18 protein-coding genes are annotated in these 16,560 nt (G+C 33.1%); 5 read left to right on the forward strand and 13 right to left on the reverse strand.

The window, feature by feature from the left end; translation table 11 throughout:
- Nucleotides 1-92 precede the first annotated feature (92 nt).
- Complete coding sequence (locus tag CHB72_RS18595) at nt 93-857, reverse strand: MerR family transcriptional regulator (RefSeq protein ID WP_089284380.1); 765 nt, start codon at nt 855-857, stop codon at nt 93-95.
- A 73-nt stretch (nt 858-930) separates the two neighbouring features.
- Nucleotides 931-1,629 carry a DUF1287 domain-containing protein gene (locus tag CHB72_RS18600; RefSeq protein ID WP_089284381.1) on the reverse strand — a complete coding sequence of 233 codons (699 nt, stop codon included), beginning with the start codon at nt 1,627-1,629 and terminating at the stop codon, nt 931-933.
- A 314-nt stretch (nt 1,630-1,943) separates the two neighbouring features.
- Here CHB72_RS18600 and CHB72_RS18605 point away from each other — a divergent pair, with 314 nt between their 5' ends.
- Nucleotides 1,944-3,254, forward strand: a complete 1,311-nt coding sequence (locus tag CHB72_RS18605; RefSeq protein ID WP_089284382.1) for a LysM peptidoglycan-binding domain-containing protein — start codon at nt 1,944-1,946, stop codon at nt 3,252-3,254.
- A gap of 211 nt (nt 3,255-3,465) precedes the next feature.
- Nucleotides 3,466-4,203: a tRNA pseudouridine(38-40) synthase TruA gene (gene truA, locus CHB72_RS18610; protein ID WP_089284383.1), complete on the forward strand. Its 738-nt coding sequence runs from the start codon at nt 3,466-3,468 to the stop codon at nt 4,201-4,203.
- A gap of 129 nt (nt 4,204-4,332) precedes the next feature.
- On the opposite strand, the gene CHB72_RS18615 is transcribed toward truA, so the two are convergent.
- From CHB72_RS18615 to CHB72_RS18630, 4 genes are all read right to left on the reverse strand, one after another.
- Entirely contained in the window at nt 4,333-4,968 is a 636-nt protein-coding gene (locus CHB72_RS18615; protein WP_089284384.1) for a flavodoxin family protein, read from the reverse strand.
- Between the two features lie 237 nt (nt 4,969-5,205).
- The gene (locus tag CHB72_RS18620; protein WP_089284385.1) at nt 5,206-5,409 is read right to left on the reverse strand and encodes a DUF3006 domain-containing protein; all 204 of its coding nucleotides are present in this window, start codon (nt 5,407-5,409) and stop codon (nt 5,206-5,208) included.
- The gene (locus CHB72_RS18625; protein WP_089284386.1) at nt 5,393-6,610 is read right to left on the reverse strand and encodes an MBL fold metallo-hydrolase; all 1,218 of its coding nucleotides are present in this window, start codon (nt 6,608-6,610) and stop codon (nt 5,393-5,395) included. Before CHB72_RS18625 ends, CHB72_RS18620 begins: the two co-directional genes overlap by 17 nt.
- A 264-nt stretch (nt 6,611-6,874) precedes the next feature.
- On the reverse strand, nt 6,875-7,324 hold the full coding sequence (locus tag CHB72_RS18630) for a hypothetical protein (RefSeq protein ID WP_089284387.1): 450 nt from the start codon (nt 7,322-7,324) through the stop codon (nt 6,875-6,877).
- Between the two features lie 218 nt (nt 7,325-7,542).
- Between CHB72_RS18630 and CHB72_RS18635 the strand changes: the two genes are divergently transcribed.
- Together CHB72_RS18635 and CHB72_RS18640 are read left to right on the forward strand one after the other, a co-directional pair.
- The gene (locus tag CHB72_RS18635) at nt 7,543-8,472 is read left to right on the forward strand and encodes a cation diffusion facilitator family transporter (RefSeq protein WP_089284388.1); all 930 of its coding nucleotides are present in this window, start codon (nt 7,543-7,545) and stop codon (nt 8,470-8,472) included.
- A gap of 62 nt (nt 8,473-8,534) precedes the next feature.
- On the forward strand, nt 8,535-9,437 hold the full coding sequence (locus tag CHB72_RS18640; protein WP_089284389.1) for a selenium metabolism-associated LysR family transcriptional regulator: 903 nt from the start codon (nt 8,535-8,537) through the stop codon (nt 9,435-9,437).
- 66 nt (nt 9,438-9,503) lie between these two features.
- Here CHB72_RS18640 and CHB72_RS18645 read toward each other — a convergent pair whose 3' ends face one another.
- From CHB72_RS18645 to CHB72_RS18670, 6 genes are all read right to left on the reverse strand, one after another.
- Nucleotides 9,504-10,328 (reverse strand): DegV family protein, encoded by an 825-nt coding sequence (locus tag CHB72_RS18645; protein WP_089284390.1) that lies wholly within the window; start codon nt 10,326-10,328, stop codon nt 9,504-9,506.
- A 61-nt stretch (nt 10,329-10,389) separates the two neighbouring features.
- Nucleotides 10,390-11,034: a response regulator gene (locus CHB72_RS18650; RefSeq protein ID WP_089284391.1), complete on the reverse strand. Its 645-nt coding sequence runs from the start codon at nt 11,032-11,034 to the stop codon at nt 10,390-10,392.
- A 21-nt stretch (nt 11,035-11,055) separates the two neighbouring features.
- Nucleotides 11,056-12,210, reverse strand: a complete 1,155-nt coding sequence (locus tag CHB72_RS18655) for a sensor histidine kinase (protein WP_089284392.1) — start codon at nt 12,208-12,210, stop codon at nt 11,056-11,058.
- Nucleotides 12,211-12,444: 234 nt separating this feature from the next.
- Entirely contained in the window at nt 12,445-12,918 is a 474-nt protein-coding gene (locus CHB72_RS18660; RefSeq protein ID WP_089284393.1) for a GIY-YIG nuclease family protein, read from the reverse strand.
- A 295-nt stretch (nt 12,919-13,213) separates the two neighbouring features.
- The gene (locus CHB72_RS18665; protein ID WP_089284394.1) at nt 13,214-13,384 is read right to left on the reverse strand and encodes a DUF896 domain-containing protein; all 171 of its coding nucleotides are present in this window, start codon (nt 13,382-13,384) and stop codon (nt 13,214-13,216) included.
- Nucleotides 13,385-13,452: 68 nt separating this feature from the next.
- Nucleotides 13,453-14,352 carry a hypothetical protein gene (locus CHB72_RS18670; RefSeq protein WP_089284395.1) on the reverse strand — a complete coding sequence of 300 codons (900 nt, stop codon included), beginning with the start codon at nt 14,350-14,352 and terminating at the stop codon, nt 13,453-13,455.
- A gap of 196 nt (nt 14,353-14,548) precedes the next feature.
- Between CHB72_RS18670 and CHB72_RS18675 the strand changes: the two genes are divergently transcribed.
- Nucleotides 14,549-14,833 carry a hypothetical protein gene (locus tag CHB72_RS18675; protein ID WP_089284396.1) on the forward strand — a complete coding sequence of 95 codons (285 nt, stop codon included), beginning with the start codon at nt 14,549-14,551 and terminating at the stop codon, nt 14,831-14,833.
- 57 nt (nt 14,834-14,890) lie between these two features.
- Here CHB72_RS18675 and hutH read toward each other — a convergent pair whose 3' ends face one another.
- The gene (hutH, locus tag CHB72_RS18680) at nt 14,891-16,414 is read right to left on the reverse strand and encodes a histidine ammonia-lyase (protein ID WP_089284397.1); all 1,524 of its coding nucleotides are present in this window, start codon (nt 16,412-16,414) and stop codon (nt 14,891-14,893) included.
- Nucleotides 16,415-16,560: the final 146 nt, after the last annotated feature.

A 16,560-nucleotide genomic window follows, 5' to 3' on the forward strand; every position in this document is an offset into this window, starting at 1 on the left:
TCTGTACACATTGTATAATACGAAAAATATTCTATTATAGAAAAAGCGATTGATTTTAATCAATCGCTCTGCACTTAAATCTATTAGATAGATTATTCTTTTGTTCCTGTATAAATGAAAATTGCATCTCTTAAGAAGGCCGCTGTACCCTTCTGCTTTTCATCATAGTAAGCTGTAAATCTTTCATCATCAACATACATTTGTGCAAGCCCAGCATGGGCCTCCTTATTGTAATGACCCCAGCACATGGTTATCCATTGTTTATGCAAATCAGCCGATTTTTGAGCTAACTCACTGGCTGGATCACCATTTTTCAAAGCCTCCTCTAAAGTTAGCTTTATTTGTTTTTCAAGCTCGATCATTTTATCGTACTCTTCCTTAGACATATTCTTTAATGCTTGATTTGACCTATCAACAGCCTCATTGCCATATTTTTTTCTAACTTCTTGTCCATATTTACTTTCATTATCTTCTATCATCTTTTGTTTAAAGCCTTCAAATTTTTCTTTATCAGTCATATTAATTCTCCCTTCCGTTAAAGCTATTGTCTTATCCACATTAGCTATTAACACATCTAATTGTGCTCTCTTTTCAAGGAGCTTTACGCGATGTTCTCTCAGTGCATTCTCTCTGTCAAAAGAAGGTGCTGTTACTATATCCTTTATGCTGTCCAAACTTAACCCTAGTTCTCTATAGAATAGTATTTGCTGCAGCCTATCAACTTCCCCTTTACCATAGATCCGATATCCTGACGAATTAATTCTTGCCGGCTTAAGAATTCCTATTTCGTCATAATACCTAAGAGTTCTCGTACTAATACCTGCTAAATTACCTAGCTTTTGCACTGTATACTCCATCCCTTCACCTCCTTATAAAGATATTCTATACCTTTACGTAGCGTTAATGTCAACAAACTTTTTAAAATATCTGTTAGTATATCCATCTATAGTGTCCAGCAATAGGAGCATCAATGGATCTCAGCTTAACTTCTACAGCAAAGGGCGGATTATTATGAATGATATAAGGTGTACCATCTTTTGCACGTTTGTCTGAAATAATTGCTACATGATGAAAACCTTCCAAAAACACGACAATATCTCCAGGTTGCCATTGTCTCAAGTTTTCAACATCTCCAGGAATTAGCTCAGTTGTTAATGCATGAGTAAATCTCTCAAAGTAAATATATTGGTTTGGAACTCTTCGAAAATCAATGTTTGGTTCCGGTTTCCCATTTACTCTAGGATAAAGTTCAAGGTTTTCTTTAATATCTTCATCTATAAGGTTCTTTAAGTTTATATTTGCACCTAATAATCCTCGCCAAATAACATCTGTACAAACACCTTCATCATCTGGTGGGTAACCTCCCTCATAATAAGCACTCTTGTATTTTGTCCGTTTTTTAACCTCTTTACGTGCAGTATTAACAATATCAATAGGGTCAGGAATCCCATTGTTATTGCTATCAGTTTTTACATAATCCTCTGGTACGTTAATTCTTTTAGCAAAGGGATTTTCTATATGAATGCCTATGGAATTAAGAAGCAATCCACTTTTAAAGAAAAAAGTGAAGATAAATCCTCCTATAAGAATCACTGAAAAAAAGATTAACATGCTCTTTTTTACCTTCATTATAACACCTCAACGTATCTTTTCTATTTTGTTATATAAGTATAGTAATTTTTAAAGTGAATGGCGTCCTCTAATCTTCTATATAATTATGACATATCCTCTATGTTTTTGCCAAAAAGTTTATACTTTCATGCAATAATCCTTATACACTACATGTGAGCAACATGTTATAGTTATCATCTTGCTAGAATGGTTTATATTTTCTACCCCAATTGCTTAACCAATGAATTAATCCCTTATATTAAACAATCAACAAATGCAACGTGCAGCATATTATATTATTAAAGGCAATACAGTATTTTGGAGGTGATTTAATGATAATCTATCGTGTCCAACCTGGTGATACCTTACAACAAGTAGCACAAAGATTTGGAGTGCCCCCACAGTCCATTGCTGATGTAAATGGACTAGAGGTTTCTGAACAGCTGGTGACAGGAATGGAACTGGTCATTCCCATAGATGATGTATCACAGACAATCGCTAAATATAGGGTCATACCGGGAGATACTCTTTGGTCCATCGCGACTAAATATAATATTCCTATATCTCAATTGGTCATGTTAAATAATCTAATCTATCCTTATTTCCTCTATCCTAGCCAAGTATTAACCACTAGTTTCAAAACCACTGTTTTCTCTCAACAACAGCCTACCATAGAAACATTAGGATATTATGATCCTGCTGCGGACCCCAACAAACCCGCTCTCATTGATGAACTTGGAGATTATCTCACTTATATTGGAGTTTTTGAGTTCCCTATAACTGAAACAGGTGATATTATTGGTACGCTAGACCAGGAGGTGTTAAATGCAGCTGAAAGGAATGAAGTTGCTGTTCTTCCTGTCCTTACTAATTTACGGGAGGGGAATTTTGACCCTGATCTTGCCAGAACTGTGCTCTCTGATACCACTACCCTTAATAATCTATTAAATAATATCATTTCTTTACTAGAACAGCATAATTTGCTTGGTATCATTATTGACTTTGAAAATCTCTTCCCTGAAGATAGGGCACTATTTACAAATTTTATCGGTTTACTATCCGAAAGATTGCATAATATAGATAAAATACTGGTTTTGAATTTAGCAGCAAAGTGGGCAGAATGGCCAGAAAAGCAATGGGTTGGTTTTTTTGATTATAATGCCTTAGGCCCACTGATAGATATAGCCGCTATAATGACCTACGAATGGGGTTATCGTGAAGGTCCCCCTCAACCAACAGCACCAATACCTTTTGTGAGAGCGACATTAGATTATGCTATAGCAAATAATATTCCTGCGGATAAAATTCTCATGGGAATGACCCTTTACGGTTACGATTGGGAACTACCTCACACTCCTGAAAGGTTAGCCAATACTGTTACACTCCCACGAGTATGGGATCTAGCCAGAAGGTATAATGCCACCATCATATTCGATGATGAGGTACAGCAGCCATTTATGATATATATAAATGATGAAGGCATTAATCGTGAAGTATGGTTTGAAAATGCACGGAGTCATTACAGTAAGTATCAGCTTGTAATAGAATATGGTCTAAGAGGCGTGTTCTATTGGATTATTCATCTGCCTTTTCCATCAACCTGGTACATGGTATCCAATCTCTTTAGCATAAGAAAACTGTAGTATCTAGTAAAATATTTTAACATATCACAAAAAATAATGCATGGAATGCCAAACCATGCATTACCATACTAAATCGTTTATTATAAAGAAGGCATAGGTTTTGTGCCTTTTTTGCATTCAAATAACAAATAAAGTGTATATAATAGTGTATATAATAGTGTATATATTATCCTTAGAGTGTTATGATATATAAATACGAAAGGGTGATTTGATGAGAAATATTAAATTAACAATAGAATATGACGGTAGCAGGTATAGTGGTTGGCAAAGACTAAAAAATTCCGATGAAACCATTCAAGGAAAATTAGAAAGTGTTATCAGTGAGATGGTAGCCTCCCCCATAGAGATTATTGGGTCGGGACGAACTGATGCAGGTGTTCACGCTAAAGGACAAGTAGCTAATTTTCATACTAAATCTAAAATACCAATTAGAGAAATCCATAAATACATTAATTATTATTTGCCACAGGATATTATAGTGAAAGAAGTAACAGAGGTGCCGGAAAGATTTCATAGCCGATATAATGTCAAAAGTAAGAAATATGTTTATTATATTTGGAATCATTGGATACCATCAGCTTTTGATCGGAAATATAGTTATCACCTTGTTGAAAAGCTAGACATTGAATTCATGAAAGAAGCATCCAAAAAGTTGGTGGGAACCCATGATTTTATTGGCTTTTCTTCAGTTAAAAAAACTAATAAATCCACGATCCGAACTATTAATGAAACAACTATTGCTAAGGAAGGCAATATGGTGAAATTTATTTTTATTGGGAATGGCTTTCTATATAACATGGTTCGCATCATAATGGGTAGTTTAGTAGAAGTTGGTCTAAAACAAAAGGAAATTTCCTATATTGATGATATACTAGAAAGTAAAAATAGATCAGTTGCTGGTAGGACACTTCCTCCTCAAGGTTTATTTTTAGAGGAGGTCTATTACTAAAACAAATAATTGACCATTTACATTGGACAGATACAAATGAATATTTAGTTAGTTAACTAAAAAAATATGCCCCCCATCAAATGAACATATAATTAATGGGGGGTTCTGCTACCCTTAAAATTTATGAATTTATCTAATAAAATTCGTATATGTCTTTCTTTCTCTTTCAGGTGCTTCGACAGATCCTTTTCCGTTTTCAACTAATTTCATAAGCCATGCCATATTTTTACCTAATACCCTCATGATTTGTACACCTTCTCCATCCTGTAACGCTTCCCCTGGTTTTGTGCCGTAAATAACATTCCAATAATTTGATGTTGGCATTAGCATTTCTGAATAATTAATATAGTTGTTTAGCTGGTCAAAGGTTGGAAGTCCTCCGGAACGTCTTACAGCGACAACAGATGCTCCTATCTTATGTCTTAATAATCCTCCATTCATCCCTGCAACATAAAAAGCTCTATCTAAAAATGATTTCATGGTTCCTCCAATTGCTGAATAATGCACAGGAGACCCTAAAATGATCCCCTCTGCCCCTTTCATTTTTTGAATCCATTCATTGACTCCATCTTCTGGAAGAGCGCATTTTTCGTTTCTGTTTTTAACACATTGATTACATGCAGTACATCCTCTAATTGATTTATTCCCCACATGAATAATTTCAGTTTCTATGCCTTCTTTTTCCAATTCATCAACTACTACTTTTATAGCATGGTACGTATTCCCCTCTTTATTAGGACTTCCATTAAAAGCTACTACTTTCATTATTTTTCCTCCTTTTTATATTGATTATATTTAATTTTACTTTAATCCTATGCATCAATCAAGTTAATGTAGCCCTTAGTATATCAAAATTTCACCTTGTATAAGCGACTGACATGAAATCATAGATTTCAGTCATCTGCTTAAGTTCTGTAGTTGGTTACCCATATATGGTGAAAACAAGAAAGCTTTCGCTAGTTTTTTATTATTAACCATAAAAAATAGACCCACTGTTCAGGTCTATTCATCTTCCCATAAATCATTCATAAGTTTTTCAACTCTTTTTTTTCTTGATTCAGTTTCTTGAGTATCAATTCTAATCTCTATAATATCTCCCTCTTTTGCTTCTTTAGGTAGCAATAGCTTTGGCATATCTACGGTGCTTTTATCTTGCATTTCTACCACTGCATAATTACCTTCAAACCTATCAATAACTACCTTCATTTTCTTCCTCCTTAACAAAAGCTTTACCTTCATCAATAATATCTCTTAGCCTTGCATCTCCAATCCCGTTTACTTTCGTTAACTCATCAATTGATTTAAAAGGTCTTAAGTCAATAATTTGATCTGCATATTCAGCTCCAATATGTATAATATCTTGCAGTTCTTCTAGACTAGCTGAGTTAATATCAATTTTCTCCGTTGGTATAGAAGCAGGATCTGCAATTGGTGTTGAATCTGCATTTGAAATAGATGATGGGTTTGGATTCGGATTTGGTGAACCTTTTTTGTTAACATTGATATCATAAAATTGTCCATTCGTTGTTATAACTATAAGACCCTGAGTATCTGTTCTATAAATATCTATAGCAGCATTGCTTAACCTTGCTAAAATCTCATCATGAGGATGTCCATATTTATTATGAGCACCTACTGATATGATTGCATATTTAGGGTCTACTGCATTCAAAAACTGTTGTGTCGTTGATGACCTGCTACCGTGATGACTTACTCTTAAAACATCGGCTTTAACGTCGTATCCCTTGGACAACATCTCTTTTTCTGAGGTTTCTTCGGCATCACCAGTAATTATAAAAGAACTATTACCATATACAATTTTTAATACTACAGAATAATCGTTGAAATTTTCATATTTTCCACTGTTGGGTGCTATCATTAGCACCTCAATAGATGGATCAATATCAAAGACAACTCCCGCTTTTGCTGTTTTAACCTTTAGACCCTTTTTTTGAATAGTTACTAATAAATCTTCAAAAGTTTTAGAAGTATGAGAAACCTTTGGCATGTAAATTTGCTCAACATTTAGACTATCGATTACATCAGCCATTCCCCCTATGTGGTCAGCATGAGGATGGGTAGCTATTACGACATCAATGGTATTTATTCCTTGGCTTTCGATATAGTCAGCGACTTTACTTCCCCATTCTCTGTCTCCTGCATCTATTAATATTGTTTTGTTATTCGGTGTTTGAACCAGCGTTGCATCTCCTTGTCCTACATCAATGAAATGCACCTTCATTTCTCCTTCAGAAGAGAATGAAGGACTAGTTTGCTGGTCTTTTTGACTTTGCAACTCAATGTGTTGTGGATTTTCTCCAATATCAGTTGAAGAACATCCCATAAATAAAGCTGTAATTAGTATAATAACTATAACAAAAAATAAAAGTTTCTTTTGATTGCCCATTTGATTACCCCCTAAGCTGTATTATATAATTAGTCTTTTTGGCAACCTTGTAATTATACCATAAATTTCTTCCTGTTGTTACATATCCTTTATAATTAGGAAATTAGTCTCTATTACTAACCTGCACGATTACCCCATTTTAGAAATATTATAAATATGCTTTTCCATAACATTCTTCTTTCTAAAATATCAATTGAGGAGATAAAGGGCGCACCTATAAAAAGACCTCTAGTTATTTGCTAGAAGTCTTTTTCTGCAGTCATACTAGACTAAATAAATATTCTCTGGTATGATTTCTAGAAGTCTTTTTTGTCCTTCATCGATGATACAAGCAATTTCCTTTTCCACCATAAACTTATAGGAATGATTCAAATAATTTTTTTCAAAGGTTTCGAGGATTTTTATTAGGGTATTTTTAAACATATATTTGTTTTCTTCATTTTCTATTATTAGACTATCTGGAAAATAGTCGCCTACATCACTATTTCTTATAAAACTTGTCACAATAAAAGTTATAATAGGTAATCTAAAATAATTGACATTAACTGGATTTAAGTTGTATTGATTACATACATCGATAAAAGATTCATCAAAATCAATTAAGATATTATCCAAACTATAATCTAAGCTTTCATTTAAAAATTGATATATATTAATTACTAATTGTCGTTGTTTCGTAGCTTTATAATCGTTTAGATTGATAACCTGTGCCATTGGTTTGCCTCCTACAAATTCTTCCATGTAACCTATCAAAGAATTATTAACTGGTTATATTAAAAATAATTAGGAAAATTGCTGTTGAAATATCGTCCATTCAAGATTGATATTCACAATTTTCTATTAGGTATAATAAAAGTATTTGCATATACTTTTAATTGTATTCAGATAATATGTAGTGAATTATTTGCATGAACCTTAAAGGAAGGTGTTTTATGGAAGATCAATTACGCTATCAAGAAGCAAAAAAAGTATCCATTATCAGCCTCATAACAAACATTTTATTAACAGTAGTTAAGGCTATTATTGGTATTTTAGCTGGAAGTACTGCATTATTGGCAGATGCCTTTCATTCTGCCTCTGATTTATTTGGAACGGTTATTCTATTGCAGGGTTTAAGGATTGCTCATAAACCCCCTGATGCATCCCATCCCTATGGCCATCATAGAGCTGAAACCATTACATCGAAAATATTGGCTATTATTTTAATTGTCACCGCCCTTGGAATTGGTCTGGAATCCTATAATGTGTTACGTCAGCCTGTAATTGAACCACCTGAGTTTAAGGCGATCTATATCGCTTTTCTATCTATCGTTTCCAAGGAATGGCTATATCGTTATACTGTGAAAATAGGAAATAAAATTAAAAGTTCTGCTGTTATAGCCGATGCTTGGCATCATCGTACTGATGCTTTTTCTTCTATTGCTGCATTGATAGGCATTGGTGGTGCTGTGTATGGATACCCTATCATGGATCCTTTAGCGGGATTATTTGTATCGATTCTTATTTTAAAAACAGGCATATCAATTTATAAACAAGCAATCCTTGCTTTAATGGATACAGCTCCTTCTAAAGAAGTATTAGAGGATATCAGAGAAGCTGCTTTTCATGCTAAGGGAATTAGAGAAGTACAGGATGTAAAGGTAAGGCAATATGGCTCAAAGTTCGTAGTGGATATGAAGGTATGTGTCGATCCTCACATCACAGTAAAAGAAGGTCATGGAGCAGCTGCTAGAGCGAAGGAAAACATTATGAAATCTGACCACGATATCCAAGATGTCCTTGTCCACGTTAACCCCTGTAGAAAATCTGAAGAATATGCAACTACCACATGTGAAGATTGTGAATATAAATACAAGAGATAGGATTGAATTTTCTCCTTAAGCATGTTACGATGAGTCTATGTAAATGATAGGGAGGTTTTATAATGGATTTAAAGCAGTTAGAATCCTTTGTTGCAATTGCTAAATTCAAAAGTTTTTCTAAGGCGGCAGACTATCTCTTTCTTACCCAGCCTACTATTAGTAGCCATATCATTAATTTAGAGAAGAATTTAAATACTACTCTTATAAATCGAACAAATAAAAAAATCTCTCTTACAAAAGCAGGAGAGATCCTTTATGACTACGCAGTAAATATTATTAATTTGAAAGAGAATGCTAAATTTAAGCTTGGTGAATTCAAAGGAAAAATTATCGGTAATATTGAAATAGCCAGTAGTACCATACCAGAACAATATATTATTCCTGATATAATAAGTGAGTTTCATAAAATATATCCTGACGTTACCTTTAATATGATGCATTACGATTCAAAACAGGTGGTTGAAGGAATAATTTCTGGAGATGTTGATTTCGGTATAGTAGGTGCAAAAATACCCCATAGTCAATTAAAGTATATTGAGCTTGTTAATGATGAAATTGTCTTAGTAACACCCTGTGATGAGCCATATACATCCTTCGCACCTGTTATTAGCTTGAAAACCATTCTACAGGAAAATTTTATCTTTAGAGAAAAAGGTTCAGGAACCCGTACATTATTAGAATCTAGGTTAAAAAAAGATTTTGATATCGATATAGGAGATCTGAAAATTGTTGCCTATATCGAAAATACCGAAGCAATAAAACAATGTATTCTAAAAGGGTTAGGGATTTCATTTTTATCAAAACGAGCTGTTGCAAGGGAAGTTCAATTAAATCTAGTGAAAACCTTTAAAGTTGAAAAGTTAGAATTGAAACGAAGCTTTTATTTAGTAAGCCATAAATACAGGTCGCCTTCTCCTTTAGAAATTGCCTTTCGAAAACTTGTCCATCAATATTTTTCTTTGTAGTTTAAGGTTCAATCAATAGAAAAAAGGTGCTCCCAATGTACACTGATACTGGTGGCACCTTCTTTATTAGAAACAAATTAATAGTCCTCCTATGCCTGCATGTGTACCAATAACCGGACCCATAGTGGTAACCATCACCTCAGCAGGATTAAACTTCTTAATAATTTCTTCTTTTAGTTGTATTGCATCCTCTAGACAATCACAGTGGGTAATGCCTACAATACGGCCTTTATAACTGATGTTTTTTTCCTCCATCATTGATAACAATGTCTTGATTGCCTTTTTCTTTCCTCTAACTGTTTTTAGCATTTTTACATAGCCCTCTTCTACATGAACGATCGGCTTAAGATTTAATAGATTAGCAACTATTTCCTTAGTCTTCGTTACTCTACCGCCCTTAACTGCATTTTCTAAGGTCTCTAAATAAACCACTACTTTTAAATCATTTCTATATTCCTTCAATTTTTCTATAATACTATCAATTTTCAGACCCTCTCTTGCTAATTGAGCAGCCTTAAGAACCTGTAATCCAACACCCAATGATCCATTTAAGGTATCAAAAATCTGGATGTTGCCTCCAACAATATTTTTCGCAATCATAGCGCAATCTTGAGTACCACTTAATTTTGACGAAAGATGAATACTAAGAATTTCTCCATATTTATGTAATCCTTCTTTGAAGGCATCTATAAAGCTCTGGGGAGAAGGCTGAGAAGTTTTTGGTATCTCCTGAGAAGTAGACATCTTTTGGTAAAAGGATTGATGTGTTAATTCAATGCCATCTACATAATTGTTTCCATCAATCTCAATATTTAATGGTACTACTAAGATATCATATTCCTCAATCAATTCCTTTGGTATATCGCAAGAACTATCAGTTATAATTTGCATTTAGTTACCCTCCCATCATATATCAACTATACTATATAATGTTACCCACTTAATAGCTTTTTTAAATCTTTTTAATATTATGTTTATAGGCATAAATAGCAGCTTGCGTTCTATCATTGACGTTAATCTTCTTAAAAATATTAGAAACATGATTTTTTACAGTTTTTTCACTTATATATAAACTACAAGCTATTTCTTTATTATTTAATCCCTCAGCAATTAGAGTTAATACTTCGTACTCTCTCTTAGTTAAGCGCATATCCTCGTCATCTTTAATGCCTCTATTATTAAATTCCTTCACAAGATCTGTGGCTATACTGGGATGAATATAAGAATTGCCATTGAAAACATCTCTTATTGCTTTAATTAAGCTATCACTTTCAGCATCCTTCAAAACATAGCCATTTGCTCCCAGATTAATGGTTTCAAAAAGGTATTCTTTATCTTCATGAAATGTCAACATAATCACTCTAATTGTACTATCCATGTCCTTTAACCTTCTTAAAGTATGTATGCCGTTTAATTTGGGCATATTGATATCTAGTAACACAATATCAGGTTTTAAAGCTTGTACCTTAGAAATCGCTTCTTCTCCGTCACCTGCTTGTCCTATTACTTCTATATCCTTTTCTAATTCCAGTATTTGCTTTAATCCTTGCCTTACTAGGGAATGATCATCCACCACAAGTATTCTTATTTTATTCATCTTAACTACCTCCCACAATGTTTATTCATCTTCCTTTGGAATGCTAACCAGCACCGTCGTTCCGATATTTTCCTCACTTTTTATTTCAATGTTGCCATTTAACAGCTCTACTCTCTCTCTCATATTAACTAATCCAAACCCTCCGTCTTCTTTATCTTGAAGCTTTGTATCTTCAACATTAAAACCTACTCCGTTATCCATAATGCTTATAGCGATATCGTTACTATTCATTTCGATTCTAACTTCTACAAAAGTTGCATGAGCATGTTTTCTAGTATTATTTAAAACCTCTTGTATAATGCGAAAGATTGATACGCTTTTGATAGAATCTTCTAAAGCCACTTGAGATAAAATGATGAAATCTACAGTAATATTTGTATCACTTTGAAACCTTTCAATGTATCTTTGCAATGCCGGGACAAAGCCTAGGTCATCAATAGACATAGGTCGTAGATTATAAATAATTTTACGAATGTCCTTAATACTTTCTCTAGTACACTTTCTAAGTTCTCGTAGTTCTTCTTTACTCTTTTCTATATCTACATCCAAAAGCTTTTCACAAACTTCTGCCTTAATAATTAAGTTTGCTAAGGACTGAGCAGGTCCATCATGTATATCCCTTGCAACTCTTTTTCTCTCTTCTTCTTGGGCGGAAATAATTTTCCTTCCTATAATGTGTTTTTGTTTGATACCCTCTAGTGTATTGGCAATATCTTGCATATTTCCTCCTAAGAAATCTTGTACAACGCCTAATTTTGATGTAAGCTGTTCTGCTTTCTCTAATGTTTTCTCAGAGTTTTTTAATCGCATTTCCACTTCTGTTCTTCTTTTAATTAGCTCGTGCTCCTGTTGTTTTTTTAAAATAAGATGTATTTGTAGTGCGTTAGCTTTTTCATAGGCCATTCGAATGTCTATCTCTTTATATTTTACAAAATCTCTACTAACTTCCAGCAGCTCTCTTCTACTGTTTTTTTCTGTTTTTCCTAATTCATCAACTTCTTTGATAATTTTTGAGACGTTTTCTTTTATAGTTTCTAATTGCGTTTGTAATTCGTTGCATTCCTTAGAAATATTCTCAGCAATATCAAATATTTCAGTTTTACTTTCTTCTATAGCGCTCAAAATCTTTTTAAAAACTTCATTCATTTTTGTAACACTCATAATATCACTACTCATTCTTGAACTTCACCTCAAATTTAAATCTTCAATTAATTCTTTATTTCTACAAATGATGACAAATTTCCTTTGTTTTTCTAAATATTATTTTAAATATTATCTAGGAAAATAACACTAATTAATACATTGTTTCAAAAAAAATGAGGAGTATACTCTCCTCACAATTTCTATCCTTCGATTCTCCCACTAACCCATGCGGTAGGTCAAGCACTACATCCTCGAAATAAATTCAGCTTATCTGTTTAGCTGGTAATCACTTAATAGCCACTTGTTCTTATCCTTTTTCATTATAACAATGTATTGAACTTCTTCATATACTAGTTCTTCATAGGTCTCTAACACCCAAAGTATTTCTACAGAAAAGGTACTTTCTTTTCCATGAACCTTTATTGCTTCACAATTTTGTATATGTACTTCTTTTATTACTTCATAAGAGGTCGGGTTTTCCACTATTTCTTGAAAGATTGCAAAATCAACCTCTATTAATGGTTCTGTTGTATATTCTTTCAATTGTATTTTTGTATCCTCTAAGGTGGCGCCCTCTGTTATAAATGTGTTCCATATGTTTACTCTATTGCTAAAGACCTCCTGAAGATGAAGTTTCATTTCTTCATTTAATGCTTCTTCATTTTTATAAGAGGCAAAAATGATATTTTCATGACCTATTATCAAAATTGCTATGAAAAATAATACTACTATTTTCTTCAAATGATAACCCCCTTCTTTAGTTTGATTTGTCCTTCGATATATTGCTTTTAACCTGCCGCTTATCCAAGCGGCAAATCAAGCACTACATTCTCGAAGTAAATTCGGCTACAATTCAGGAGGAGTAGAAACTCTCCCTAAATTAAGTCTCATTTATCATCATTATAAAGAAAGGGGTTTGAAAATTTTAGTTTATTTTGTTTAAATACTCAAGAATCGTTCAACATATAGTGTCATATTTTTTGTTTCTCTATAAAAACCACAATATATTGTAGCTTGCTGTTGAAGAAGAAATTGCCTAATCAACAATTTCGATAGCATCTAATTGTTTGCTAAAAGATTTTCTAAAAACCGCTATATACTCTTTCCTAAGAGATTCTTGCTCTTTTTTTTCATCTACCGAAAGCTCTCTTGTCTTAGCTAGTCTAGCTAATGCATTAATTCTCTCAATTTTTTCTTTGGATAACATCTAAACACTCCTTAATATACTTTTGTTCTCATATTAATATAGCATAAATTTCTTAGATTATAAAGCCTTTATGTATTCCCCTCTTTATTATTATCTATAAAAATATTTTTATTTATTCGATTGTTGTCCTGTGCCAGATCTTCTGAGTTTATTTTTTTCTCCAAATCATTAGAATTAGGGGCTTGTTCTTTGTCTACTTCATTTTTTGGTGCCTGTTGCTTTTCTTCATTATTATTCATCGTACTGCTAACAGCTTTGGCAATCTGCACCATTTTCATTAGAGAGTCTCTTTGTTGAGGTTCTATATAAGGAGAAATAACTTCTATAAGATCATTTTCATCTAAGGAACCCTTTTCATCTATTGATTTCATTAATTTAAGAGCACTAGTTATTTTTTTAATATCCTTGGTTTTACTCTTCATTTCTCCTTCTAATAGAGGTTCTGCTAATTCTATAAGTTTTTCAACATTCTGAAGGGTTATTCCATCTTTAGCCAAATTGTTTAATTCTCTTATCTTTTTTTCTATTGTCCTAGCCTTTATATCTAAATCGATAGCTGTATGAATAATATCTCTGTGTTCTCCCTCCATATGCTTGCTAAGATCTAATAACATATTTCGTTTTCTATCCTCTAAACTTAAGGAATGATATTGTACTTCTGCACTATGTAATTCAGGCCCTTCGATTAGTGATTTCATTTTTCCTAAAATCTCTAAAATGACTTCAGCTCTATGTACAGTATGCTGTTCTTCTGCCTTCATATATCCTTTAATTCTATTAAGTAGTCTGCACTTTCTCTCCAGTTCAACATCATCTATCTCCCTCAAATTAAATTTACCTAAGTTAAACTTACTTGGAGACTTTTTATTTGAAGTTAGTAAAAAAAATAAAAACATGATACCTACAAGTTTTATGTGGTTCTCATTAAGCGTAATATTAATATTATTTTTTTCTCTATTGTTTTCCATTATTTACCCCCTTCGATATATAACTTCTCTTACTAAATATATTCATCCGTCATGAAATTATTAAAGGTTTAAACCTTTTAAAGAAATTCTATATTTTTGTGGCAAAAGTGTTACAGTCTGCATAATTTATATAGATAGAGTAATTCCATAAATAAATTCTATTTTATCTAGTAATTTATAATCAGGAGGGAGAATAATGGATCAAAAGAAATTGGATGAACTTCTAGAGGCAGCTAAAAAAGGGGATGTCTCCAAACTTGAAGAAGTTAAAGATATGATATCAGAAGAAGATTATCAAAAAGCTCTTAGTATTTTCAATCAGTATAGTCAAAAATCAGAAGAAGAAATCTTAAAGGAGCTAGGTCGTCTTAAGAAAATAGTTCCAAATCAAGAGGAAATCATTCAACAAATGATGCCTTTTCTAGATGAAGAGCAAAAAGCAAAACTTGATAGAATATTAGAAATGTTAGATGGTTATTAAAAAATAAAAGTGGGAGGATTCCTCTCACTTTTATTTTTCCCATAACTGTTACTTATCTTAAATTATATTTACTAGTTTTTCTACAGCTTTTACAATTTCATGGGATGCAATTAATGCTGTACTCTTATTAATGTCATGATACATCACTCTATCTTCCTGTAGAGTCGGGATATGATTTCTTATAATCTTGTAGGCTTCACTTGTTCCCTTACCTAGCTCATAATCCTTATAAAAATCTATCGCTTGAGCTGCCGCCATTAATTCAATAGCTAGTACGTTTATGGTATTATTATAAATTTCTCTAGTTTTTCTAGCAGCAATTGTTCCCATAGAAACGTGGTCCTCTTGGTTAGCAGAAGATGGAATAGAATCTACACTGGCAGGATGGGCCAACACTTTGTTTTCTGAAACTAAAGCTGCTGCAGCGTATTGGGCTATCATGAAACCTGAATGCAATCCACCTTTTGCAGTTAAAAAGGCTGGTAATCCACTTAATTGTGGATTAACTAGTCTTTCTGTCCTTCGCTCTGAAACATTTGCAAGTTCAGCAATAGCTATACCTAAAAAGTCAAAGGATAAAGCCATTGGCTGTCCATGGAAGTTTCCTCCTGAAATAACTTCCTCTTCTTCAGGAAAAATTAAAGGATTGTCAGTAGCGGAATTGATCTCAATATTTATTTTTCCTTCCACGTAATCAACTGCATCTCTACTGGCTCCATGGATCTGAGGAATACATCTTAAAGTATAAGCATCCTGAACTCTTATCTCTCCTTGTCTAGTAGTAAAAGTACTATTTTCTAGTATATTTAATAGATTCTTTGCAGTTTGCTGTTGTCCTTGATGAGGTCGAACATGATGTACCTTCCAATCAAAAGCATCTACTATACCTCTCTGGGCTTCTACTGTTAGAGCTGCTGCAATGTCTGCTAGTTTTAATAATTGTTTACAATCATATATTGTTAAAGCGCCAATAGCAGTCATTACTTGTGTACCATTTATAAGAGCTAACCCTTCTTTAGAGGTTAATCGAATGATAGATATTCCCGAGGCCTCCATTGCTTCCTTACCAGTCATTTTCCTGCCTTGGTAAACCGCTTCTCCTTCTCCTATCATTACTAACACCATATGAGCTAAAGGAGCTAAATCACCACTGGCTCCTAATGAACCCTTTTCAGGGATAACTGGATGTACCCCTTTATTCAGCATCTCAATTAAGGTTTTTAAAGTGCTAAGTCGGATTCCTGAATGTCCCTTTGATAATGCATTTGCTCTTAATAGCATGATTGCTCTGACAATTTCTTCATCTAGAGGATTACCTACACCACAAGCATGACTAATAATAAGGTTTCTTTGTAATTCTTCTGTCTCATCTTTAGAAATGGCAACATCACTAAATTTTCCAAAGCCTGTTGTAATCCCATAAACTATTTTTTCTTCTTCAATATAACGATCTACTAATTCTCTAGCCTTATTCACTTTATCTACTGCAGCTGCGGTTAAATCTACTTGAGAATTGTTTCTAGCCACCATTACGATTTCTTCTAATGTTAAACTATTTCCATCAATCAATATTGAACTCAACTCATTCACTCCTTTAGTAGGATAATTATTAATTGCACTTTGTAGCTACTATCTATACTATTCTAATACCATTATACACTTTTTTTTTCTTTTTTTACAACTTTTTTGTAACGTTTACAAAAATTTTAGCACACTGTCTTTTTAAT

The organism is Anaerovirgula multivorans (assembly GCF_900188145.1).
Classification (GTDB): Bacteria; Bacillota; Clostridia; order Peptostreptococcales; family Natronincolaceae; genus Anaerovirgula; species Anaerovirgula multivorans.